Origin of the sequence: Ruegeria sp. SCP11, assembly GCF_040329455.1 — a bacterium.
GTDB classification, from domain to species: Bacteria; Pseudomonadota; Alphaproteobacteria; order Rhodobacterales; family Rhodobacteraceae; genus Ruegeria; species Ruegeria atlantica_E.
Genome location: NZ_JBDZYG010000023.1, coordinates 1 through 22,789 on the forward strand (window position 1 = coordinate 1; position 22,789 = coordinate 22,789).

Annotated in this window: 20 protein-coding genes; 11 read left to right on the forward strand and 9 right to left on the reverse strand. The window is 57.8% G+C overall.

The window, feature by feature from the left end:
* Positions 1-376 precede the first annotated feature (376 nt).
* A complete protein-coding gene (katG, locus tag ABLN94_RS23125) occupies positions 377-2,578 on the reverse strand; it encodes a catalase/peroxidase HPI (protein WP_352996857.1) in 2,202 nt (733 codons plus the stop codon).
* 397 nt (positions 2,579-2,975) lie between these two features.
* Between katG and ABLN94_RS23130 the strand changes: the two genes are divergently transcribed.
* Entirely contained in the window at positions 2,976-4,592 is a 1,617-nt protein-coding gene (locus tag ABLN94_RS23130; protein ID WP_352996859.1) for a GMC family oxidoreductase, read from the forward strand.
* A gap of 3 nt (positions 4,593-4,595) precedes the next feature.
* On the opposite strand, the gene ABLN94_RS23135 is transcribed toward ABLN94_RS23130, so the two are convergent.
* Positions 4,596-5,441 carry an SDR family oxidoreductase gene (locus ABLN94_RS23135; protein ID WP_352996861.1) on the reverse strand — a complete coding sequence of 282 codons (846 nt, stop codon included), beginning with the start codon at positions 5,439-5,441 and terminating at the stop codon, positions 4,596-4,598.
* A 90-nt stretch (positions 5,442-5,531) separates the two neighbouring features.
* On the opposite strand from ABLN94_RS23135, the gene ABLN94_RS23140 reads away from it, so the two are divergent.
* Positions 5,532-6,164, forward strand: coding sequence for a class I SAM-dependent DNA methyltransferase (locus ABLN94_RS23140; protein WP_352996863.1), 633 nt, complete (start codon positions 5,532-5,534; stop codon positions 6,162-6,164).
* Between the two features lie 3 nt (positions 6,165-6,167).
* Here ABLN94_RS23140 and ABLN94_RS23145 read toward each other — a convergent pair whose 3' ends face one another.
* Together ABLN94_RS23145 and ABLN94_RS23150 are read right to left on the reverse strand one after the other, a co-directional pair.
* Positions 6,168-7,157, reverse strand: a complete 990-nt coding sequence (locus tag ABLN94_RS23145) for a sterol desaturase family protein (RefSeq protein ID WP_352996865.1) — start codon at positions 7,155-7,157, stop codon at positions 6,168-6,170.
* 11 nt (positions 7,158-7,168) lie between these two features.
* Entirely contained in the window at positions 7,169-7,924 is a 756-nt protein-coding gene (locus ABLN94_RS23150) for a class II aldolase and adducin N-terminal domain-containing protein (RefSeq protein WP_352996867.1), read from the reverse strand.
* Positions 7,925-8,040: 116 nt separating this feature from the next.
* Between ABLN94_RS23150 and ABLN94_RS23155 the strand changes: the two genes are divergently transcribed.
* The 6 genes from ABLN94_RS23155 (at position 8,041) to ABLN94_RS23180 (ending at position 14,807) form a co-directional block, all read left to right on the forward strand.
* Positions 8,041-8,916, forward strand: coding sequence for a LysR family transcriptional regulator (locus tag ABLN94_RS23155; protein ID WP_352996869.1), 876 nt, complete (start codon positions 8,041-8,043; stop codon positions 8,914-8,916).
* Positions 8,917-9,061: 145 nt separating this feature from the next.
* The gene (ade, locus tag ABLN94_RS23160; RefSeq protein ID WP_352996871.1) at positions 9,062-10,864 is read left to right on the forward strand and encodes an adenine deaminase; all 1,803 of its coding nucleotides are present in this window, start codon (positions 9,062-9,064) and stop codon (positions 10,862-10,864) included.
* Complete coding sequence (locus ABLN94_RS23165) at positions 10,861-12,324, forward strand: AMP nucleosidase (RefSeq protein WP_352996873.1); 1,464 nt, start codon at positions 10,861-10,863, stop codon at positions 12,322-12,324. The genes ade and ABLN94_RS23165 overlap by 4 nt, the downstream gene beginning before the upstream one ends.
* A 130-nt stretch (positions 12,325-12,454) precedes the next feature.
* Positions 12,455-12,742, forward strand: a complete 288-nt coding sequence (locus ABLN94_RS23170; protein ID WP_039533371.1) for an HU family DNA-binding protein — start codon at positions 12,455-12,457, stop codon at positions 12,740-12,742.
* 347 nt (positions 12,743-13,089) lie between these two features.
* Entirely contained in the window at positions 13,090-13,527 is a 438-nt protein-coding gene (locus ABLN94_RS23175) for a TadE/TadG family type IV pilus assembly protein (protein WP_352996875.1), read from the forward strand.
* Positions 13,528-13,556: 29 nt separating this feature from the next.
* Entirely contained in the window at positions 13,557-14,807 is a 1,251-nt protein-coding gene (locus tag ABLN94_RS23180; RefSeq protein WP_352996933.1) for a pilus assembly protein TadG-related protein, read from the forward strand.
* A 193-nt stretch (positions 14,808-15,000) separates the two neighbouring features.
* Here the strand turns inward: ABLN94_RS23180 and ABLN94_RS23185 are convergent, their stop codons facing one another.
* Positions 15,001-16,197: a BCCT family transporter gene (locus ABLN94_RS23185; protein ID WP_352996934.1), complete on the reverse strand. Its 1,197-nt coding sequence runs from the start codon at positions 16,195-16,197 to the stop codon at positions 15,001-15,003.
* 185 nt (positions 16,198-16,382) lie between these two features.
* On the opposite strand from ABLN94_RS23185, the gene ABLN94_RS23190 reads away from it, so the two are divergent.
* Entirely contained in the window at positions 16,383-17,270 is an 888-nt protein-coding gene (locus ABLN94_RS23190; RefSeq protein ID WP_352996877.1) for a DMT family transporter, read from the forward strand.
* On the opposite strand, the gene ABLN94_RS23195 is transcribed toward ABLN94_RS23190, so the two are convergent.
* On the reverse strand, positions 17,246-17,767 hold the full coding sequence (locus tag ABLN94_RS23195) for a glutathione peroxidase (RefSeq protein WP_352996878.1): 522 nt from the start codon (positions 17,765-17,767) through the stop codon (positions 17,246-17,248). The genes ABLN94_RS23190 and ABLN94_RS23195 overlap by 25 nt on opposite strands.
* Positions 17,768-17,914: 147 nt before the next feature.
* Here ABLN94_RS23195 and msrB point away from each other — a divergent pair, with 147 nt between their 5' ends.
* Both msrB and msrA read left to right on the forward strand, forming a co-directional pair.
* The gene (gene msrB / locus ABLN94_RS23200; protein WP_170487753.1) at positions 17,915-18,364 is read left to right on the forward strand and encodes a peptide-methionine (R)-S-oxide reductase MsrB; all 450 of its coding nucleotides are present in this window, start codon (positions 17,915-17,917) and stop codon (positions 18,362-18,364) included.
* Positions 18,361-18,870, forward strand: coding sequence for a peptide-methionine (S)-S-oxide reductase MsrA (gene msrA / locus ABLN94_RS23205; RefSeq protein WP_352996880.1), 510 nt, complete (start codon positions 18,361-18,363; stop codon positions 18,868-18,870). The genes msrB and msrA overlap by 4 nt, the downstream gene beginning before the upstream one ends.
* A gap of 21 nt (positions 18,871-18,891) precedes the next feature.
* On the opposite strand, the gene ABLN94_RS23210 is transcribed toward msrA, so the two are convergent.
* From ABLN94_RS23210 to ABLN94_RS23220, 3 genes are all read right to left on the reverse strand, one after another.
* Complete coding sequence (locus ABLN94_RS23210; protein ID WP_352996882.1) at positions 18,892-20,895, reverse strand: hydantoinase/oxoprolinase family protein; 2,004 nt, start codon at positions 20,893-20,895, stop codon at positions 18,892-18,894.
* A 72-nt stretch (positions 20,896-20,967) separates the two neighbouring features.
* Positions 20,968-22,005, reverse strand: a complete 1,038-nt coding sequence (gene queG, locus ABLN94_RS23215; protein WP_352996884.1) for a tRNA epoxyqueuosine(34) reductase QueG — start codon at positions 22,003-22,005, stop codon at positions 20,968-20,970.
* A 73-nt stretch (positions 22,006-22,078) separates the two neighbouring features.
* Entirely contained in the window at positions 22,079-22,744 is a 666-nt protein-coding gene (locus ABLN94_RS23220) for a glutathione S-transferase family protein (protein WP_352996886.1), read from the reverse strand.
* Between the last annotated feature and the right edge of the window lie 45 nt (positions 22,745-22,789).

Below are 22,789 nucleotides of genomic sequence, written 5' to 3' on the forward strand. Positions count from 1 at the left end.
CTCAGTCCCTAAGATGCCCCCAGTCTCTCCTGAGCGTCTCAACCGTCTTTCCAGTCCGTCTGGCCGTCTCTCCGACCCGTCAGCACCGCCTCAGCAGCGCCGGTGAAGGGGTATTTACGGATTAGGTCTGGGACCTGCAACCCCCATTTTGAAAAAACTTCACATTTCTCTGCGGATTCTTTCTCATGTTAATGAAAACAACAGGTTAGCTTTAGGATTCCCGTCGCTAGACCGCTTACTCACCGATCACAGACAGGGATTGGATGACCTTTCAGCGGAATCGTACCCAATGCTTGGTATCCACCTAAGAGTCGGGCTATAGAAAACGCCGCCCAAGTCTCCTCGGGCGGCGTAAATCACGGCTAAGGTCGCGGGATTACTTCAGGTCGAAGCGATCCGCGTTCATCACCTTGTTCCACGCAGAGACAAAGTCACAGACGAATTTGCCCTCGGCACCGTCCTGACCATAGACCTCAGCCAGCGCCCGCAGTTGCGAGTTCGACCCGAAGACCAGGTCGACGCGCGTGCCGGTCCACTTCGCCGCACCGCTGGCACGGTCGCGGCCTTCGTAGACGCCTTTGCCGGATGGTTTCCATTCGATGCTCATGTCCAGAATGTTGGTGAAGAAGTCATTGCTGAGCGTTCCGACGCGATCCGTGAACACACCATGCTTGCTGTCGCCGAAGTTCGCGCCGAGCACACGCAGACCACCGACAAGCGCGGTCATCTCGGGTGCGGACAGGTTCAGCAGCTGAGCGCGGTCGACCAGCAACTCTTCGGGCGAGACGGTGTAGTCAGCCTTCTGGTAGTTTCTGAAGCCGTCGGCGATGGGCTCCATGACCGAGAAGCTGTCCACATCGGTCTGCTCCTGCGTTGCATCAGTACGGCCCGGAGTGAACGGCACCTCGACATCCTGACCGCCAGCCTTGGCGGCCTGTTCGATACCAACGACACCGGCCAAAACGATCACGTCCGCCAGAGACACTTTCTTACCACCTGACTGAGCGTCATTGAACGCTTTCTGAACGCCTTCAAGCGCGCCCAGCGCTTTGGACAATTTCATCGGCTCGTTGACGTCCCAGTCTTTCTGCGGCGCTAGACGGATACGAGCACCGTTGGCACCGCCGCGCTTGTCCGAACCCCGGAAGGTCGAGGCCGAGGCCCATGCGGTCGAGACCAGTTCGGACACCGACAGACCGGTTGCCGCGATCTTGGCTTTCAGGTCGGCCACATCTGCGTTGTCGATCAGTTCATGATCTACGGCCGGGACGTTATCCTGCCAGATCAGCTCTTCGGTCGGAGCCTCTGGACCAATATAGGCCGAGCGCGGACCCATGTCGCGGTGCGTCAGCTTGAACCACGCACGGGCGAAAGCATCGGCGAACTCTTCCGGGTTCTCATGGAAGCGTTTCGAGATCGGGCCATAGATCGGATCCATTCGCATCGCCATGTCGGCGGTGGTCATCATGGTTTTGACCTTCTTCGTCGGATCATGCGCCGCCGGGGCCATGTCTTCTTCCTTAACGCCGATCGGCTCCCAGATATATGCGCCTGAGGGGCTTTTGGTCAGGTTCCACTCATAACGGAACAGCAGGTCGAAATAGCCGTTGTCCCATTTGATCGGGTTCGCCGTCCAAGCGCCCTCGATGCCCGAGGTGGTGGTGTCGCCACCCTTGCCCGAGCCGAACTTGTTGATCCAGCCAAAGCCCATCTCTTCGATCGGCGCGGCTTCGGGATCTGGACCGACCAGATCGGGATCGCCTGCACCATGCGCCTTACCAAAGGTGTGACCACCGGCAACGAGGGCGACGGTTTCTTCGTCATTCATCGCCATCCGGCCAAAGGTGTCGCGAATGTCACGGCCCGAGGCCAGAACGTTCGGTTCCCCATCCGGGCCTTCCGGGTTCACATAGATCAGGCCCATCTGAACGGCGGCCAGCGGGTTTTCCAGATCGCGCTCGCCCGAATAGCGGCTGTGCGGGTTGTCGGTCGGGGCGAGCCATTCGGTCTCGGACCCCCAATAGATGTCTTCCTCGGGCGCCCAAATGTCTTCGCGGCCACCGGCGAAGCCGAAGGTCTTGCCGCCCATCGACTCGATGGCGCAGTTACCAGCCAGGATCATCAGGTCAGCCCACGAGATCTGGTTGCCGTATTTCTGCTTGATCGGCCACAGCAGGCGGCGCGCTTTATCAAGGTTGCCGTTGTCCGGCCAGCTGTTCAGCGGCGCAAAGCGCTGGTTACCGGTCGAGGCACCGCCACGGCCATCCGCAGTCCGATAAGTCCCAGCGCTGTGCCACGCCATACGGATGAACAAGCCGCCATAGTGACCATAGTCCGCAGGCCACCAGTCCTGCGAATCCGTCATCAGCGCATGGAGGTCTTCTTTCAGCGCTTTCATGTCCAGCTTCTTGAATTCTTCGGCGTAGTCAAAATCCGCTCCCAACGGGTTCGACACCGGAGTGTTCTGGTGCAGGATCGACAGGTTCAGCTGGTTCGGCCACCAATCGCGGTTCGACCGCGTTCCGGCGCCATGCATTACAGGGCATCCGCCCGTTTTGGGGTTATCACTTCCGTCCATATCGATCTCCAATCCTGGCTAACTTTCGGCAGGTTCGCGCGGTTCAAACTTGGTCGATCAAGAACAATTATAGATGACACTTTTACCCGCCCGAAAAGCGCGCCACGGGGCGCGCCTTTCTCGCTGAGGGGTAACGGCGACTCTTCTGTCTTGTCACAGCAAGAAGTAGCAAATCAGAGCCATGCAAAAAAGTTTTGTTTAATGATGATTGTGATAGGGAAAAATTATGATTGCTTCATACTTGCCAGCACGTCGGTTCATTTGTCTGCCGTGTTCCTAAATAACCTTGGGTCACAACCCGGTAGCACAGATTGTTTTTTTCCTCGGCTCCGCCACTCTCTGAGTTGTAGGAGAAGGCCGGCAACACTACGCCCGGCCTAACGCCGAGGAGAGCAGAATGGAATTCGACTACGTCATTGTTGGCGGAGGGTCCGCGGGCTCGGTCCTCGCCAACCGCCTGAGCGAAGACCCCGACACACATGTCTGCCTGCTCGAGGCCGGAGGGCGGGGCGACAGCATTCTAGTCCGAATGCCGGCGGCAGTGGTGGCCGCCTTGCCCGGGCAACCCAGGATTAACAATTGGGCTTTTGAAACGGTGCCCCAACCGGGGCTGAACGGACGTCGAGGATATCAGCCGCGCGGCAAGGCGTTGGGGGGATCCAGCGCGATCAACGCAATGCTCTATATACGCGGGCAGCGTCAGGACTATGACGGTTGGGCCGATCTGGGTTGTACGGGCTGGGGATGGGACAGCGTCCTGCCCTACTTCAAACTGTCCGAAAACAACGAAGACGGCGCCGATGACCTGCATGGCGACAGCGGACCGCTACAGGTCTCGCACCAGAAGGAGCCTCGGCCGATCACGCGTGCCTTCATCGAGGCGGCAGAGCAGATGCAACACCGCCGCACGCATGATTTCAATCGCGGCGACAACGAAGGCGTCGGCCTCTATCAGGTGACTCAGTTTCATGACCCGGCCCGCAATGGCGAACGGTGCTCGGCTGCTGCGGCCTATGTCCTTCCGGTCCTGGGGCGCCCCAACCTGACAGTCCTCACGCACGCCCACGTCAAAGAACTGACATTTGACGGCAAACGCGCGACCGGCGTCACCTATAAGAAGAAAGCAAAAGGACCGGACACAAAGGTCACAGCAAGGCGCGAGGTGTTGCTCTGCGCTGGAGCACTGAAGTCACCGCAGCTGTTGCAACTGTCCGGGATCGGGGCAGCGGATGAGTTGAAGCGTCACGGCGTTGCCGTGCGTCATGACTTGCGCGGGGTCGGCAGGAACCTACAAGACCACCTGGATTTCATTCTGTCTTATAAAACTAAAGACAGGGACAACTTCGGGATCAATGCGGCGGCCTCGGTCAACCTGCTGCGCCACCTTCAGCGCTGGCGCAAAAATGGCGTGTCGATGGCGGCCACACCGTTTGCCGAGGGGGCTGCATTCCTGAAAACCTCGCCCGATCTGGGTCGACCCGACATTCAACTGCATTTCACTATCGCTCTGGTCGACGATCATGCCCGCAAGCTGCACTATGGCCATGGATTCACCTGCCACGTCTGCAAGCTGCGCCCGGAAAGCAGGGGCACGGTCGGGCTGCACAGCACCGATCCTTTCGCCGTGCCTGCCATTGATCCGGGCTTTTTGTCAGATGACCGGGATCTGGACACATTGATCAAAGGCGCACGAATGACGCGCGACATCGTGCAGGCCCCAGCGCTAAAGGAATACCGGCACAAGGAAATGTTCGGAACCGATACCGCCCGGACGGATGCTGATTGGGAACACCACATTCGCGCCCGCGCCGACACGATTTATCACCCGGTCGGGACCTGCAAGATGGGAGTGGATGACATGGCCGTGGTCGACCCCCAACTGCGCGTCCGTGGAATCGAGGGGCTGAGGGTGGTCGATGCTTCGGTCATGCCGACACTGGTGTCGGGCAACACGAATGCACCAACCATTATGATTGCCGAGAAGGCCGCCGATTTGATCAAAGCCGCCGGATAAGTCTCAGGTGTCCTTCATTAAGGCTTCTAGCCCAGAGCGATATTCGGGATACAGCAGACGCACGCCCAACTCATCCTTGATCCGGTCATTTCTGACCCGTTTGTTCTCACTATAGAAACTACGGGCCATTGGCGTCAGGTCAGCCTCGTCAAATGGGACTGCGGGCGGCAGGGGCAGGCCCTGAAGCTCGGCAGCATAAGAGATGACATCCTGCGGTGGCACCGGTTCATCATCGCAGACGTTATAGATGGCACCGGGATTGGGCGCGGCCATCGACGCAGCCAGAACCTGCGCGATATCCGCGACGTGAATGCGTGAAAACACCTGATCGGGCTTGATGATACGCCGCATCCCCGCCCGTTTGAGCTTGGAAAACGGACCTCGTCCGGGGCCATAGATACCGGCCAAACGGAAAATATGCACAGGCAACGCGGGAATGTTCAGCCATTGCTGCTCGGCCCGTACCCGCCACCGGCCGCGTTCAGCTGTCGGCGCGGGCGGGGTGGTTTCATCGACCCAACCGCCCTGATGGTCACCATAGACCGCAGTGGTCGACAAATATCCAACCCATTTGAACTGCCCGGCCCGCGCTGCGATTTCGTCCTGCAACGCCGCCAGGACCGGATCACCCTCCCTATTGGGTGCTGTCGAGATCAGCAAATGCGTCACCCCTTCAAGATCGGGTGTGTGCCCCGGCCAGATCAACGGGTCAGCACCGGATGCGCGAATAGTTTGGGATTGGGCCGGGTCGCGAGTGGTGCCGCAAATGCGCCACCCTTGTGGTTTCAGCAGCTGGGACAAGGCTTGCGCCGAATATCCGTGGCCAAACGAAAAAAGAGATCCTGTCATGTCGCCTTTGATGATCCGCAATCCCGGCGGATGCAAGCATCTGCGCCAGAATACTTGATTCGAATCCCTCAATGCGCCTTTCTTTTAAGCATGAGTAACAAAACACCCAATCTGCACACCGCCTATAAGCTGGAATCACCGGAAGAGCACAAACAGCTCTATGCCGAATGGGCCGGAGATTATGATGACAGCTTCGCCGCGCGCGAGGATTATCAGTTGCACATTCACACCGCGCGCGCCTTTGTCGCCGCGGGTGGGCAAGGCCCGGTTCTGGATGTGGGCGCGGGCACCGGATTATGCGGCGCGGTTCTGGCCGGGCTGGGCGTCGGTCCAATCGACGCCACCGATATCAGCCCCGAGATGCTGGACCAGGCCATGCGCAAGGATATCTACCGCGACGCGATTGAGGCTGACTTGAACCAAGGCATTCCGGTCCCGCCCGACAGCTATGCCGGCATCGTGTCCTCGGGCACTTTCACTCATGGTCATCTGGGTCCCGAAGCCCTGCCCTCGCTGTTGCGCATTGCCCGCCCCGGCGCGCAATTCGCCCTGTCTATCAACGCGCAGCACTATGAAAAGCTGGGCTTTGCGGAAACCCTGCACAAGCTGGCGCAGGGTAAGATTCGGAACCTCACCCTGCCCGAAGTGCGAATCTACGGCGATCTCGCAATTGGTCCTAATAAAAATGACACTGCGCTGATTGCGTTGTTCGAACGGACCTGACCTTTAAGTATACATCTGTTTCTTAAACGCCCTTGTCCGGGTTGTCGCCTCGGCTGAGCCGTCATGATAAGTTCCGAACCACTTGTCGAAGGGAATCTCGGAGGTGCCGTAGTTGCACTCGAAATACCGGTGATGCAGCTGGTGGAAGAAATCTCCGGCCCGGGCGGCGTCGGTTTCCCCGGCGCGCAGCTTTTCGAATCCGGAATGCGACAGGACTGGGCTGATCTGCTGGAAATAGGTGTGGAACAACAGATGCAGCGGATGCGACGGCACGATCAGGTGGATGAAGTAGGTGCTGAAGTACAGCAGGTTCTCATACCAATGGTTCGAAATCCCCGACCACGGCCCGATATTGACGTTGCGATGATGCACGGCATGGACGTGTTTATAGAGCTTGGGGTGATGCTCCAGCCGGTGCACCCAATAGAAATGCAGACCGGACCACATCGGAATGAGCGCCATCCACACCACGCACCAGACAGGCGCGCTGGCCCAGGTGACGGCGGGCAAATAGCCATTGGTCATCGCCCAATAGATAATCCACTGGTACACGGTCGCGACGGTCATGGCGCTGCCGAGCGTCCACCAGATGTTGTCCCAGACCTGATCGCGGAAGGTAAAGTTGCCGTTGTTACGGGTCAGGTCGCGGCGGTCGAATTTCTTGTACATGCCCTGTCCCTTGCGCATGTACAGCCACCAATGCAGACCGCCCGCGATAAGGATTTGAGGCACCATGTTCAGCAACCAGATACGGAACATCCAGCCCGGCGCAAAGCTCTGCATTGTCTCTAACTCAGGGAAAAAGAACACATAGGCCGTTACTGCCAGCACCATGCACAAGGTCAGCGCGGTGATCTGCAACCACGCGCCGCTATACCATTTCAGCACCGCTGCGGGGCGCGGGGGCCAGTTGAAAAGGGGGTTCAATCCCACCGGCCCTTCGGGGTGATAGTGCCAACGGGCAGCTTCGGGGTCCTGAGAGGCGTCAGTCATGGCAATACCCTTTATGTGGCGTAGTCGGAGCCTTCGGCATCCAACAAAGCTTTGATCTCGCGCAGATGTGCCTCGGCCTGATTGGGATAGTCGTCGAGTTCTTGTGCTGTCTTTTCGGCAATCTCATCCGACAGCACACGCAGTGGCTGGCCGGTTTGCAGGGCGCGGATGTAGGTCTCAGCCGCGCGCTCGAAATAGTAGAGCCGATTGAAGGTATCTGCCGGATCACTGCCAATCACCAGCACGCCGTGGTTGCCCATGATCATCACCTTCTTTTTCGGGTCAGACAGCATTGAGGCGCAGCGTTCGCCTTCGTTTTCAAAGGCCAGCCCGCCAAACTCGTTGTCCACCACGTACCGGTTGTAGAATGTTGCCGTATTCTGGTCGATCGGCGGTAATGAACTGTCGGCCAGCGACGCCAGAACGGTGGCGAAAATCGAATGCACATGCATCACACAACGCGCGTGCGGGCAGTGACGGTGAATCGAGCCGTGCAGGCCCCAAGCCGTCGGATCAGGCGCACCGAGCTGAGACATTACGTTCGGGTCATTGGCATCCAACAGCAACAGGTTTGACGCCTTGATCCGCGCAAAATGCATCTGGTTGGCGTTCATCAGAAACTGCGTGCCATCCTCATTCACAGCCAGGCTGAAGTGATTGGCGACGGCTTCATGCATGTTCAGCCGCTCGGTCCAGCGGAAGGTGGCAGCGAGGTCGACGCGGTCCTCCCAGTGGTCAATATTGAGGCGCAGGTTTGTGACGGTCATGGCGGGCTCTCATTCGCGTTTTTGAAGCTTTCGAAAGCGTGCCCGCGCTGTGAAAATTTGACCAACGAAAAAAACGCAACTATTCCATTAGTTGAACTAATGGCAAAGTTATGCACATGCAGAAACCGCTTCCTCCGCTGGGCTGGCTGCGCACGTTTGAGGCCGCCGCCCGCCATCTGTCCTTTACCGGAGCGGCCCGCGACCTGAACATGACCCAAAGCGCGGTGAGTCAGCAGATCAAGTCGCTTGAGGGTTATCTGGGCCAACCTCTGTTCCTGCGCCGCCCCCGCGCTTTGGAGCTGACCGAGGCGGGGATCACCTATTTGCCTGTAGTGCGCGAGGCATTTCGAACGCTGGTACGCGGCACGCAGGCGGTCACGGGGGCGCAGCAAAATGCAGTGCAGGTACAGAGCAACATAACCTTTGCAGTGAACTGGCTGGCCCCACGCCTGCCGCAGTTCCGGGCTGCGCATCCCGAGGTGCAACTGAACATCTTTACCGAGCTATGGGAACCACGTGAAATGGCCGAAGGGGCCGCGGTAGAAATCCGGTATTCCCTGCGGCCGTCGGATACGGTGCGCACAGAATTGCTGCGGACCGATCTCTATTACCCGGTCTGCGCACCGGGCTATGATGTAACGCTAGAGACGCTGCAGCAACAGCCGCTGTTTGATTGCTCGAATCTTTTATCGAATTGGGCAAACTGGGCCGAAGATCAGGCTCTAAACTGGGTAAATCCTTCGATCACCTATTCCACCACTTATCTGGTCAGCCTGTCGGTTGCGATGGTCGGAGGCGGCCTATGCCTAACCCATGACACCATCGCTCGGGATCTTATCGAACAGGGCAGACTGGTGGCGCCCTTCGCCCACCGCGCAGTGATGCCTGAGGCCTATTACCTGCTGCTGTCGCCGCAGGCCGAGGAAACACCGGGCGCGCTGGCTTTTGCAGACTGGCTGCGGAAGGAGATGGAGGTGGATCGGCTGCGCTGAGTCGGCGCGCTCCCGCCCATCGTCAAGGCAGCTTGCGCGGCATCTCCTCTGATTAGGTCGGGCAGCACTGGCGCGCTGCATGACGGTTTGATGATAGCTGTTCGGCAGGGGTTGAACCTTTCTCAGCATTCGGGAAAGTTGAATCATGGAATACACACCCTTCCCAAGCTGGCCCGATGTCGCCCCTCGTTTGATTGCCGTTGCCGCAGGGCGGGAGGCCGCAGATATGGTCATCCGGGGCGGCATCTGGATAAACGTGCACAGCCGCGAGACCCTGCCTGACCATGATATTGCCATCGCGGCCGGTCGCATCGCATTTGTGGGGCCGGATGCATCGCATTGCATTGGCCCGAAAACACAGATCATCGAGGCGCAGGGACGTTTCATGCTGCCCGGTCTGTGCGATGCCCATATGCACATCGAATCGGGCATGCTGACCCCAGCCGAGTTCGCCCGCGCAGTGATCCCACATGGCACCACCTCGATGTTCACCGACCCGCATGAGATTGCCAATGTGCTTGGGCTGGACGGTGTGCGCATGATGCATGACGAGGCGCTGATGCAGCCGGTGAACATCTTCACCCAGATGCCGTCTTGCGCTCCATCGGCACCGGGGCTCGAGACCACGGGGTACGAGATCACGCCAGAAGATGTGACCGAAGCGATGAACTGGCCCGGGATCATCGGCCTGGGCGAGATGATGAATTTCCCTGGCGTGATCCACGGCGATCCAAAGATGTTAGCTGAAATCGCGGCGACTCAACGTGCGGGTAAAACCGTTGGTGGGCACTATGCTTCGCCTGACTTAGGGCCGGATTTCGCGGCATATGTGGCTGGGGGACCGGCGGATGACCACGAGGGCACCTGCGAGGCTGACGCGATCGCCCGCGTACGGCAGGGGATGCGGTCAATGATGCGCCTGGGCTCGGCCTGGTATGACGTAGAGAGCCAAATTACCGCCGTCACCGACAAGGGGTTGGACCCGCGCAACTTCATCCTTTGCACGGATGATTGCCACTCGGGCACATTGGTCAATGACGGCCACATGAACCGCGTGGTGCGTCATGCAATTGCCTGCGGGTGTGATCCTCTGATCGCACTGCAAATGGCGACGATCAACACCGCGACGCATTTCGGGCTGGAGCGTGAGATCGGCTCGATCACTCCTGGGCGGCGAGCGGATGTCATCCTCAGTTCAGATCTGACCAAATTGCCTATCGAGACGGTCATTGCACGCGGGAAGATCGTGGCCGAGAAGGGTGCGATCACCGTGGATTGCCCTCATCTGAACTGGCCCGATAGCGCGCGCAACACCGTGCATCTGGGCCACGCACTGAATGGCGCGGATTTCGAGGTCAAAGCCCCCGCCGGCGCAAACCGCGTGCAGGCCAATGTGATCGGCGTGGTCGAGAACCAAGCCCCGACCAAAGCGCTGAAAGCCGAACTGCCGATCATCGGCGGGCTGGTCGAAGGCGAGGGCGAGGTATGCCAGATCGCGCTGGTCGAACGCCACCGCGCTACCGGAGGGGTGACAAACGCCTTTGTCTCGGGCTTTGGATATCACGGCAAAATGGCGATGGCCTCGACCGTGGCTCATGACAGCCACCATATGATCGTGGTGGGCACCGACCGTGACCAGATGGCGCTGGCCGCGAACCGGTTGGCGGAAGTTGGCGGCGGCATCACCATTTTCCGCGATGGTGAGGAACTGGCTCTGGTCGAATTGCCCATAGCAGGGCTGATGTCCGACAGCCCGGCGACCGACGTGGCCGCCAAGGCCGAGCAGATGGTCGCGGCAATGCAGGCCTGCGGCTGTCAGTTGAACAACGCGTATATGCAACACTCCTTGCTGGCCCTTGTGGTGATCCCCGAGCTACGGATTTCTGACCTCGGGCTAGTGGACGTGCGGACCTTCGAAAAAATTGACCTTCTGGAACCCCTTGCATGACGATTATAAGAACACCCGACGTTCCGGCGCCCGAGAAATTCACCGACCCCGCCGCTGCAGTCGTGCGGCTTGAACAGCTTTACGATCAGGCAACCAAGTTCCTGTGCGACAGCTTTGCCAAAGCGATGGAGCAAGGCACCCCAACAGAGCGCTTCAGAGCCTATTACCCGGAAATTCGCATCAAAACCTCGTCCTATGCGCAGGTCGATAGCCGCCTGAGTTTTGGCCACGTGTCCGAACCCGGCACCCATGTCACCACCGTTACGCGACCCGATCTGTTCCGGTCCTACCTAACGCAGCAGATTGCGCTGCTGATCAAGAACCACGATCAGCCGGTAACGATTGGTCCATCGAATACGCCGATCCCTGTGCATTTCGCGGTGTCCAACAATCCCGATCTGGTGGTACCGCATCAGGGGGCCGCCGGGTTCACGCTGCGCGATGTATTTGATGTGCCGGACCTGACCACCACAAATGACGATATCGTCAATGGCGTACACGATCCCGAGGATGAGGTCGGCCCGCTGGCCCTGTTCACCGCGCAGCGGGTGGATTACTCGCTGGCGCGGCTGTCGCATTACACCGCGACCGATCCCAGCCATTTCCAAAACCACGTCCTGTTCACCAACTACCAGTTCTATGTTTCGGAATTCGAAAACTACGCCCGCGCCCAGCTGGCTAATCCAAAAAGCGGCTATACCAGCTTTGTCTCAACCGGAAATGTCAAGATCACGAGCCCGGATGGTGAATTGCAGGAGCCTCTGAAGTTGCCGCAGATGCCGACCTATCATCTGAAACGCGCGGACGGGTCGGGGATCACTCTGGTCAATATCGGGGTGGGCCCGTCGAACGCCAAAACCGCAACGGATCATATCGCGGTTCTACGCCCCCATGCCTGGTTGATGGTCGGCCATTGCGCCGGGTTGCGGAATACGCAGGCGTTGGGGGATTTCGTGCTCGCTCATGCCTATCTGCGCGAGGACAAAGTGCTGGACGATGACCTGCCCGTCTGGGTGCCAATCCCGCCTCTGGCCGAGATACAGGTCGCTTTGGAACAAGCCGTGGCCGAGGTCACTGAACTTGAGGGCTATGAGCTGAAGCGGATCATGCGCACCGGCACAGTCGCATCGGTCGACAACCGCAATTGGGAACTGCGCGACCAGTCCGGCCCGGTCCAGCGCCTCAGCCAATCTCGCGCGATTGCGCTGGATATGGAAAGCGCCACCATCGCCGCCAATGGCTATCGATTCCGGGTTCCCTATGGCACTTTGCTATGCGTGTCTGACAAGCCGCTGCATGGCGAATTAAAGCTTCCCGGTATGGCTTCGGCGTTCTATACCACTCAAGTCAGCCGCCATCTGGCGATCGGAATACGCGCGATGGAACATCTGCGCGGCATGCCGTTAGAGCGCCTGCACAGCCGGAAATTGCGTTCGTTTGACGAAACGGCCTTCCTCTGAAGCAAAAAAGCAACGAAATCCCCCTATTTTTAGGGTTTTCCGCGCTACTATTCGTTGTGTTCGGCCACAATATCCCGTTACAGTTACGCGGTGAGGCCCTATTTATCGGGCACGTTAAGGAGACCAAGAAATGGCAAAGCCTATGACAAAGACTCAGCTGGTTGCTGCTCTCGCTGAGGAAATGGGAACCGACAAGAAAGCCGCAAACGCCGCGCTGGAGGCCATGACCGGCCTGATCACCCGCGAAGTTTCGGCCGGCGGCGCAGTGACCCTGCCCGGCGTTGGCAAAATCTACTGCCGCGAGCGCCCCGAGCGTATGGTGCGCAACCCCGCCACCGGCGAGCAGTTCAAGAAAGAGGCCGACAAAGTGGTCAAGATGACCATCGCGAAGGCGCTGAAGGACAGCGTGAACGGCTGATCCCAGCCCTTACGGACAAGCGATTGAGGGCCGCCATTCGGGGGCCCTTTTTCTTTTGTGCTTCTAGGTTTCCGGGCTTCATCTATGCAGGCCTTGAAACCAAAGCGGAATTGGTCTCCGTCTCTGTGTATTAGAAGGAAAAAGAGGTAGTCTTGGTTTTCGTGTTCTAAATTAATCAAACTGCAGAACACAGGCCGACCCACAAAGACTTTGAAATCACCTGCATTGCGGCCATCGGTTGCATCTATTTTGTGATTGCAGCTATAGATTGTTTTTTTTATCACGAATGACGGAGGATACCCGTCACCTTACCTGCTACCATACCAGTGCTTTCTGTGGTGAGTACAATGGTTGAGTCAATGGTATCGGGAATAGCTCTAGTTCGTCGGCGAATGCTTGAACGCTTCGCTAAGGAAGAAAACGGCGCAATTCTGGTTGAATTTGGACTTGTACTTCCGTTTCTTTTGTTAGTCTTTTTCGGCATTATTGGCTGGGGATACACATTATCCCTAACAAACCATAAGTTTGACGCAGCCAGACAGGCGGCGCGGGAAATGGCAGTTAACTCCTCTAAAGAGACCCAAGCGGCCAACAATGCGCGTGCGGCCCTAGGAGTCTGGCCGGAAACTTTCATCGTCGTGGCGGAAGACAATACGACGACCGGAACAGACGATGTTGTCGTGACGATAACGGCGCCGAATGCGCTTGCTGGTATTTACACGCTTATTCCAATGGTCCCGACGCTGAGCGCGGAAGTCGTGATGCGCAAGGAGCAGCAGCCATGATGCGATATATGCCACGGCTCCGGTCGCTCATGCGTCGCGACGTATGCGGTGGAGTCGTCATATTTGTTGCATTGGCGTTACCGTTCTTTTTGGCCCTGACGGCGCTTGTGATCGACATCGGATTGGCACGCCTAGTGGCAAGCCGCCTGCAGATTGCTGCCGATGCGTCTGCGTTGGCAGGAACAGCCCTGCTGCCCGATGAGGGTGATGCAGTTACAGAAGCTGTTCTTTACGCACAGAAAAACCACCCAGACGGAGGCGCCTACCAGATTCTCGTTGCGTCCGACGTTGAGATTGGCAACTGGAATTTTGGCACGTTCACACCGAATGGAACGCCCAGGAATGCAGTTCGCACCACGACCCGAAAAGATGGCTCGAATTCTAGTCCACTAGCTGCCTTCTTCGCTCGCGTTGCTGGTATTACTGAATTCAACTTTTCACGCTCTGCAGTGGCGCATCGTGGTGTTGGCGAAGGATGCCCCGGAGGCGGCCTGTTCACAGATGCCAATGTCGAGTCCGGATCGAACAACACTTATGTCAACGGTTTTTGCCTCTACGGAGCGGACGGCGTGAAAATCTCATCGGACAATGCATTTGACGAGGGCTCTACAATTGCGATGAACGACACAGTTGACTTCGAGCAAGGCGGTGCGAATAGTGGCGTGTCTGATGCGCTGACCGAGGCGGACTACACGTTGGCTCTTCCGCTACTCGTACCAGCGATCATCAATGGCATGGAATCTTCTATCGCGGACTTGCCGCCATTCATCACCAATGGGTCGGTAGAATTATCCGAAATAACAGATACAACGCCTTTGACCCCGAACACACTCTATGTGGTCGACGAGGTTGCAGATTTGGGGTCGAACCGTACCATTTCCGATATTGCGATTGTTGCTGGAAAGGAAGTCAAGGTCGGGTCCAATGTGAACTTGTCAAACGTCGTTTTTGCCAGCCCAGACAAGGTCTTGCTCGGGTCCAACAATAATGTCGGAGCTCCAGGGTTTTGCTCTAGCGGCTTTTTTAACGTTTACCTTTTCTCTTTGAGTGACATTGAGTTCGGCTCCAACAACAACCTTCGAGGCATCCAGATCGGCGGGCAAGGCAAGTTAAAACTAGGGTCAGACGTTGCTGGCATTGAGGGGGTTTTTGCCGAGGTTACGGATCTGATTGATTACGGCAGTGCGGATACATGGACCTCTTGCAGTGGTGGTCTGGATTCGTATTTCGAACTTCCAATTATACCGAATGGCCTTGGCCCGTTGGCGTTGGTGCAATAAACCCAAGGCCAACCACACTTACAGTATCGTCGTGACTATTTGAGGCTGAGTTGGCGCTTGTGCAAGTGAATACACGGTGTGCATCGCGGCACGGAAAGAACTTTTTCGCATAGCGAACAACGCCGAGGCAAGAACCCCGTCAAATAAAAACGGGCGCCAGAAGCGCCCGTTTCTGTTTCGTTACCAAAGTTGGTCAGTGAACCGTCTCAACCTTATGGAAGTCCAGATCGCGATCTTTAGGCATCGAGTCGATGCTCAGAACCTCTTTTCGCTTGGCGATCAGGATATAGACCACGCAAGCCAGATAGAGGCCGACGACCACGGCACCGATCCACTGGATCTGCAGCCATTGGCTCTGGAACAGCAGCGTCAGGACGAACAGCAACGCGACGTTACCCGCAACGTAGGGTGCCTTGCCAAAACGCTCGACGGTCATGTTCAGGTTGTCGGTGTACAGACGGATCAGCGAGTCCAGCGAGTTGATCACGAAGGTCACACCCACGATCACCATCGCGATGTTGGTGATACCTGCGGTGCTGATGCCGTTCAGGTGGTAGTAGTAGAGAACGGTGAACCAGATCGCCAGAGGGATCGATGGGAAGATCAACAGCGCGGCCAGCAGCTGCCAGGTAGTCAAACCACCAACAAAGCGCGAGGTGAACTGGCCAATCATGATCGACCATGCGAACCACCAGAACAGGTAGAAGGCGTGGTAGTCGGTCAGCGGCAGGACAAATTTGTGCAGATTGGCGAAATAGGCACCGATATTGCTGCCGGTTTCAGCGAAATCGGTCAGGCCCATCCCCGCCGCGGCCCACATGCCGAAAATCAGCGCCAGGAATAGGAAGGTCGAACCCACCGACAGGACGCGCACATATTTCAGATCGGTCGAGGAATAGGCCGCTGCCAGAATGGCTACAAACACGATGATGTAGAAGGTCGTAACAACGGACTCGCCGTCTCCGATCTCGGGCAGGTAGCCGGGCAGGTAGATCAGGAACAGGCTGGCGGTGAAGGCGCAGGTGCCGATGATGACCACGTTGTTGATCAGTTTGACCAGAGGGATCTCAAAGAATTTCACCCGCGGTTCGATCACGCAGAAATAGAAGGCTGTCAGGAAGTAGAACGCCCAGATCAGGAAACCCCAGAATCCGAACTCAATCGCCAGCGGATTGGCGAAGGCATAGGCCGGGTCTTCAGCGTAGCCGCCAAACTCGGTCAGCGGGAACATGATCAGGCCAACATCCAGACCGGATGTGAACAGGATCGCGATGAACGTAAACAGATGGACGGGCGTCACGCCGACACAGCGCAAGTTCCACCATTTCACTACGAAGAATGCGACCAGGCCCAGGGCCAGCAGGACGCCAAAAGACAGGATGTACTCCAGCAACACTTAACACCTCCCATATTTTTGTTGCTCAGATTTCCCGGCAGTTATCTTTAATTGGCTGGTCAATCAATAAAAACATTTCAAGAGTCGCTCTTGACCCGAAGGTGTGGCTTTTTTGGCTAGGAATGCTTGCGGCCTAGACGAAAATCGGGAACAGTCCCGACAATCTGACGGGAGGCCCAATGGATTTTCGCGCGATTGCCATGGGGCTGGTTTTTGCCTTCATCTGGTCCTCGGCCTTCACATCGGCACGGATCATCGTCGCGGATGCGTCTCCTCTATTTTCCTTGGCGTTGCGGTTTCTGATCTCGGGATGTCTGGGCGTCGCCATCGCGCGTGCCATGGGGCAAAGCTGGCACCTGACCCGCCCCCAGTGGCGTGCAACAATCCTGTTCGGAATTTGCCAGAATGCCCTTTATTTGGGTCTGAATTTCTATGCGATGCAGACGGTAGAGGCTTCTTTGGCAGCGATCATAGCCTCGACCATGCCGCTGTTGGTCGCTTTGGCTGGATGGCTGTTTTTGGGCGAGAGACTACACCCGATTGCGGTGTTGGGCTTGCTTGCGGGATTTGCTGGAGTTGCCCTGATCATGAGTACCCGCTTAGCCGGCGGGGTCGATCTGTTTGGTGTGACCTTGTGCTGTATCGGGGCGTTGGCGCTGACCTTTGCCACGCTGACGATACGCGGTGCCACCTCGGGCGGGAATTTCATGATGGTGGTGGGATTGCAGATGCTGGTAGGTTCCGCCGTACTATTCGTGACCGCACCACTGTTCGAGACGATTTATATCCACCTGACTGCGCCTCTGGTATTGGCATTCACTTACACGACTCTGTTCCCCGGTCTGCTGGCAACGCTGATCTGGGTTCTTTTACTGGACCGGATCGGTGCCACCCGCGCGGCAACCTTCCATTTCTTGAACCCGGTCTTCGGCGTCACCATCGCCGCGATCCTTCTGGGAGAAAAACTCGGCCCACTGGATGTGGTCGGAGTGGGAATCACAACACTGGGTATTCTGGCTGTGCAGCTATCGCGGCAGCCTGCTCAACGAAGCAAACTCTCTACCTGACGCAGCAACTTGGGCGAATCCGGTTTTACGTTCGCGCCATAGGTGGCAACAACCGCCCCTTCGGTATCCAGCAGGATCTTGTTGAAATTCCAGCGGGGCACAAACCCGGTCTGCGTCTCGACCGCTTTGTAGAACGGGTGTGCTTCCGCACCTTTGACCGGAGTAATATCGGTCATCGGAAGGGTCAGATCATAGTTTAATTCACAAAACTCTTTCACCTCTTCGGCCGAGCCCAGTTCCTGATTGAAGGAATCCGATGGCACCGCCAAGACAACCAGCCCGCGATCTGAGTAAATCTCATATACCTTTTGTAGAGCCGCATATTGCCCGGTGAAACCACAATGCGAGGCGGTATTCACCACCAAAACAGGCTGACCCCTCCAATCGTCGATCGACAATGTACCACCGTCGATCGAGGCAAATTCACCACTCACAGGAGCCGCCTGCACGGTGCGGCCCAACAATATGAGCGTCGTAAGCACTAGCATTCTGATCATCGTACAGCCTCCCTTGTTGCTTCCATTACGCACGAAAACTGCTCTCAGATCACTCCGCACGACTGCGCGAGCACTTTGAAACAGGGGTTTGCTTTCTGCGTCCTTACCCCCAGATTATGCCACAAAAGTAAAACGACCGGAGGAGCCATGACCCGATACACCAAATCCCCCGAGGCCATCGCCGCCCTTTCCCCCGAAGAGTTCCACGTCACCCAACGCAGCGGAACCGAGCGTCCTGGCACCGGAAAGTACCTGAGCAACAAAGAACCAGGCATCTATGTGGACATCGTTTCGGGCGAGCCTTTGTTTGCCTCGACTCACAAATACGAATCCGGTTGTGGCTGGCCCAGCTTCACCAAGCCAATTATCCATGAACATGTGGAAGAGTTCCACGATACCACTCATGGTATGATCCGGACCGAGGTCCGCTCGAAACACGGCGACAGCCATCTGGGGCATGTCTTCCCCGACGGTCCGCGCGAACATGGCGGGCTGCGCTATTGCATCAACTCTGCCGCCTTGCGGTTCATTCATCGCGATGAGATGGAGGCCGAAGGCTATGGCGAATACCTGATCCATGTGGAGGAAATCCAATGACTGAACAACGCGCTGTTCTGGCCGGAGGTTGTTTCTGGGGCATGCAGGATCTGATCCGCAAGCTGCCGGGGGTGTCCCGCACCAGTGTCGGTTACACTGGCGGTGACGTTCCCAACGCCACCTATCGCAATCACGGCACCCATGCCGAAGGGATCGAGATCTTTTTCGAACCCGCCAAAATAACCTATCGCGACCTGTTGGAGTTCTTCTTCCAGATCCACGATCCTACCACGCTGAACCGGCAGGGCAATGATCGCGGGATGAGCTACCGGTCGGCTATCTACTATGTGGATGACGAACAGAAGCAGGTAGCGCTGGATACGATCGCAGACGTGAACGCCAGTGGCCTCTGGCCCGGCAAAGTCGTGACCGAGCTCGAACCTGTCGGTGATTTCTGGCAGGCGGAACCCGAGCATCAAGATTATCTGGAGCGGATTCCCAACGGCTATACCTGCCACTTCCCGCGCCCCGATTGGGTTCTGCCCAAACGCGACGCGGCGGAATAACGGGATAGCCCCCTTTCGGGGCTATTCCAACGCCACTCGAGGCCGACCGCTGGCTTCGACTGTAATCAGCGCCTCGACAAACACTTCCTGTGCCTCGATACGGGCCGTGCGGATATCCCGGTCAACCACGACCCGGATGTCCGCAACCCCGGCTTGACGCACGGCCCCTTCCGCCTCGGTTCGCAGAACAGACTCCAACAGCGCCAGGGCTTTGTCCGATTCATTGAAATCCTGCGGGCCGTCCTCGAGATGCACACGAAAACGCCCTTCGGACGGAGATGTCACCGTACCCGAACGGCGCAGGGTTAGACGCCCGACCACTGCGCCGATGGCATTGGCCACACCCGCATGTTCGGGAAGAACCATACGGGCGTGCAGCCGTTCTCCGACAGCCGGGTAATAGCTGGGGGCAGACGCTCCCAAGCCAACAACGTCCACATTCAAAGCCGTATCCAAAGCCAGCAATCCGCGATGGCGAGACAACCCTTTTTGCGTCAACACATGCCGGGCCAAGTCAGCAGGAGAAACACCGAAATCTTCAGCCTCTTCCGCAAAAGCAGTCTCTAACAAGGTCAAAGCTGTTTGTTCTGTCAGCTGATCAACAATGACCTGCGCCAGTTCGTCTGGCCCTGAGGCCAATCTGTCCCCTGTTCCGACCCGTTTGCGCGCCACCAATTCCAGCGCTTTGCGCGCGGCGTCTGCATCCCAGGCGTCCAGCCGGCCCAGTACATGGCTGGCATCCGACGGCGTCACGCCCGAGACCTGAACGATCCCGCGATCCACCAGCCGTGTCAGCGCACCGTTTTCCATTCGCGTGCGTAGCAGGTCGCTCAGAGGCAGAACTTTATCACCCAACCTCTCCAGCAACGAGTCTTCCCGAGCGCCCAACCCCTCAGCGTGAATACCGGGGACACAACGGGCAAACCGAGTATCGTGTTCACCAACCGTCGTGGCCCGCAGTTGAGAATCCAGAACCGCATGCACAGCCTCCGGGGCTTCCGACGCGATCAGAGACACCGGCAAAACCCGTCGAGGGCCGAGGAAGACACCCCCGCCCAAACCTTCGGTCACTACATGCACCTGGCTGTCTCCGCCCAGCCCGTGGGTTCGCATCGCGACCGCCTCGACCATGGTGCGAAATCCACCGACCTGAGCACCTGCTGGATCAATGGCGGGTTTGCCATCTCGGATCAGCGCCACGTCCGTGGTTGTCCCACCGATATCCGACACCAGAGCGTTTTCAGTCCCAGTCAGCCAGCTGGCCCCGACAATCGAGGCCGCGGGGCCGCTGAGGATCGTCTCGATCGGTCGTTCCCGCGCCTGTTCCGCGCTCATCAACGCGCCATCGCCTCGGACCACCATCATCGGCGCGGTGATGCCGAGTTCCAGCAATCGGTCCTGCGCCCGCCCAATAAGTCTGTCGATCATTCCGATCAGCCGGGCGTTCAACACCGCAGTCACCGCTCGCTTCGGGCCGTTCAGCTTGGCCGACAAGTGATGCGAACACGTCACCGGTGCGCCAGTCCTGTCGGCAATAATCCGTGCCGCCTCAAGCTCATGAGCCGGGTTCCGCGTGGCAAACTGACCTGCCACGGCAAAGCCGGAAATGCCTTTATGAGAATCTAAGAATGCCTCGAGCGTCGCCACATCCAATGGTGCGGCTTCGCCTCCGGCATGGGTGTGACCGCCGGAAATTACCAGGGCAGGATCTCCTTTCAGAGCGTCCCGCAACCCATGCCTGTCCAGATCACTTTCCTTGAACCCGATATAGACCAGCGCCACACGACCACCCTGCCCCTCAACCAGTGCATTCGTCGCCAGTGTCGTCGACAGAGAGGCCATCGAGATCTGTTCCGGCGCCACCTGTGCCTGATCCAGAACCGCCTGAATCGCCTTGCCCACACCAATCGCCAAATCAGCCCGTGTGGTCAGGGACTTGGCCGAGGCGATCACCTCTTTCTCATCCCGGATCAGCACCGCATCCGTGTATGTTCCACCCGTATCCACCCCCAAAGCCAACGCCATCGGGTTCTCCTTCCTGTTCGCTGCAGATGGGTGTAGCGGTTTAGACCGACGCGTCCAGCCTGTTTGCGGCACTTATTGCAGTCGTTGCACCGCCCAGCGTGCGGCATCAGCCACTGTTGAGTCCGGATCATCGGTCAATCCCTGAGCTACAGGTCGCAATTCAGCCATGCCCGAGTTTCCGATGGCATAAAGCACGTTGCGCACGAAGCGGTCGCGTCCGATCCGCTTGATCGGTGACCCGGAAAATTTGGCTCGAAAAGCCGCGTCATCCAGCATGGCGAGATCCGCCAAGGGCGGCGCCTTCAACTCTTCGCGCGCCGCATAACGAATATCGCTCGCCGCAACGGCGAACTTATTCCAAGGGCAGGCCGCCAGACAATCGTCACAACCGTAAATCCGGTTACCCAACTTGGCGCGCAATTCTTCGTCCACAGGCCCTTTATGTTCGATGGTCAGATAAGAGATGCACCGCCGCGCATCCAACTGGTAGGGGGCTGGAAAGGCGTCCGTCGGACAGGCATCCAGACAGGCACGACACGAACCGCAATGATCCACCTCGGCCATATCCGATGGCAGGTCCAGGGTTGTGAAAACAGACCCTATAAAGGCCCAATTTCCCCAATCACGGCTCACAAGATTGGTGTGCTTCCCCTGCCACCCCAATCCCGCGGCATGACCCAAAGCCTTCTCTGGCACCGGCGCTGTGTCGACGAAGACCTTCACCTCTCCTCCGCCCTCGGCAATCAACCAGCGCGCCAGCCGCTTGAGCCGCTTCTTGACCAGATCATGATAGTCCTTGTTCTGGGCATAAACGGAAATCGCCGCCCGATCCGGGTGATCCAACACCTCAATTGGATTATGGTCGGGCGTGTAACTCTCAGCCAGCATGATCACCGACTGCGCCTCGGGCCAAAGCGCCGCTGGGTCGCCGCGCCAATGAGTTCGCTCGGCCATCCACCCCATCTGCCCATGATACCCGGCCTGCAAAAACGACTCTAACCGGGCGGGAACTTCGGGCACGTCCCAAGGCCGACACACACGACAGGACACAAAGCCTTCGCTCAAAGCCTGCTCTATCAGTCTTTCCTTTAAACCCGATTCACTCTTCATCTGGCTAAAAATATCCTAAGGGGTGAGTTGGCCCAAAGGGCCACTGGGGGCTGGCGAACCCTGAACTACCCTATCAGAAATCCAAATCGGCGTAATGGGGCGGTGGCCGAAACCCAGGTACCTGATCCGCCAGGATCGACCGGAACGCCGGCCGGGATTTGATCTTGGCGTACCAATCCTTGACCGCCTGCGAGCGGTTCCAATCCACGTCCGAGATATAGTCCAGCGCCGACAAATGCGCCGCCGCCGCAAAGTCCGCCAGCGTCATCTGGTCCCCAGCCAGCCAGCGGCGATGATCAAGTAGCCAAGCCATGTAGTCCAGATGGTACTTGATCGCGCGGGCACCTTCCTTGACGTTTTTGCTGTCTGGATAACCCTCACCGGTCACCTTTTTGTTCACTCGCTCATACAGCAGCTTCGACGTCACCTCGTGATGGAATTTATCATCAAACCAGCCCACCAAGCGCCGCACCTCGTACCGCGCGTCAGCCTTTTTCGGCATCAGCGGGGGTTCCGGCCGGGTTTCCTCGATATACTCGCAAATGGCGGCACTTTCCGACATGATCTGCCCGTCCAGACGCAAGACCGGCACTTTCCCCGCGGGGTTTCGGCGCAGGAAATCCGGGTCTTTCTCCCAGTATTTCTCCTCGACCAGCTCAACCTCGATCTTCTTTTCCGCCAGAGACAGGCGGACCTTGCGGCAATAAGGGGATAGGGGAACATGAAACAGACGCGCCATGGGCTTCCAATCGGACCAGTGAATACCCCCCAGCTTTAGCCTTGA

What these genes read in the sequence shown, in the direction of transcription:
- katG (WP_352996857.1), bottom strand. Translation starts at nt 2,578, where the DNA reads ATGGACGGAAGTGATAACCCCAAAACGGGCGGATGCCCTGTAATGCAT.
- ABLN94_RS23130 (WP_352996859.1), top strand. Translation starts at nt 2,976, where the DNA reads ATGGAATTCGACTACGTCATTGTTGGCGGAGGGTCCGCGGGCTCGGTC.
- ABLN94_RS23135 (WP_352996861.1), bottom strand. Translation starts at nt 5,441, where the DNA reads ATGACAGGATCTCTTTTTTCGTTTGGCCACGGATATTCGGCGCAAGCC.
- ABLN94_RS23140 (WP_352996863.1), top strand. Translation starts at nt 5,532, where the DNA reads ATGAGTAACAAAACACCCAATCTGCACACCGCCTATAAGCTGGAATCA.
- ABLN94_RS23145 (WP_352996865.1), bottom strand. Translation starts at nt 7,157, where the DNA reads ATGACTGACGCCTCTCAGGACCCCGAAGCTGCCCGTTGGCACTATCAC.
- ABLN94_RS23150 (WP_352996867.1), bottom strand. Translation starts at nt 7,924, where the DNA reads ATGACCGTCACAAACCTGCGCCTCAATATTGACCACTGGGAGGACCGC.
- ABLN94_RS23155 (WP_352996869.1), top strand. Translation starts at nt 8,041, where the DNA reads ATGCAGAAACCGCTTCCTCCGCTGGGCTGGCTGCGCACGTTTGAGGCC.
- ade (WP_352996871.1), top strand. Translation starts at nt 9,062, where the DNA reads ATGGAATACACACCCTTCCCAAGCTGGCCCGATGTCGCCCCTCGTTTG.
- ABLN94_RS23165 (WP_352996873.1), top strand. Translation starts at nt 10,861, where the DNA reads ATGACGATTATAAGAACACCCGACGTTCCGGCGCCCGAGAAATTCACC.
- ABLN94_RS23170 (WP_039533371.1), top strand. Translation starts at nt 12,455, where the DNA reads ATGGCAAAGCCTATGACAAAGACTCAGCTGGTTGCTGCTCTCGCTGAG.
- ABLN94_RS23175 (WP_352996875.1), top strand. Translation starts at nt 13,090, where the DNA reads ATGGTTGAGTCAATGGTATCGGGAATAGCTCTAGTTCGTCGGCGAATG.
- ABLN94_RS23180 (WP_352996933.1), top strand. Translation starts at nt 13,557, where the DNA reads ATGCGTCGCGACGTATGCGGTGGAGTCGTCATATTTGTTGCATTGGCG.
- ABLN94_RS23190 (WP_352996877.1), top strand. Translation starts at nt 16,383, where the DNA reads ATGGATTTTCGCGCGATTGCCATGGGGCTGGTTTTTGCCTTCATCTGG.
- ABLN94_RS23195 (WP_352996878.1), bottom strand. Translation starts at nt 17,767, where the DNA reads ATGATCAGAATGCTAGTGCTTACGACGCTCATATTGTTGGGCCGCACC.
- msrB (WP_170487753.1), top strand. Translation starts at nt 17,915, where the DNA reads ATGACCCGATACACCAAATCCCCCGAGGCCATCGCCGCCCTTTCCCCC.
- msrA (WP_352996880.1), top strand. Translation starts at nt 18,361, where the DNA reads ATGACTGAACAACGCGCTGTTCTGGCCGGAGGTTGTTTCTGGGGCATG.
- ABLN94_RS23210 (WP_352996882.1), bottom strand. Translation starts at nt 20,895, where the DNA reads ATGGCGTTGGCTTTGGGGGTGGATACGGGTGGAACATACACGGATGCG.
- queG (WP_352996884.1), bottom strand. Translation starts at nt 22,005, where the DNA reads ATGAAGAGTGAATCGGGTTTAAAGGAAAGACTGATAGAGCAGGCTTTG.
- ABLN94_RS23220 (WP_352996886.1), bottom strand. Translation starts at nt 22,744, where the DNA reads ATGGCGCGTCTGTTTCATGTTCCCCTATCCCCTTATTGCCGCAAGGTC.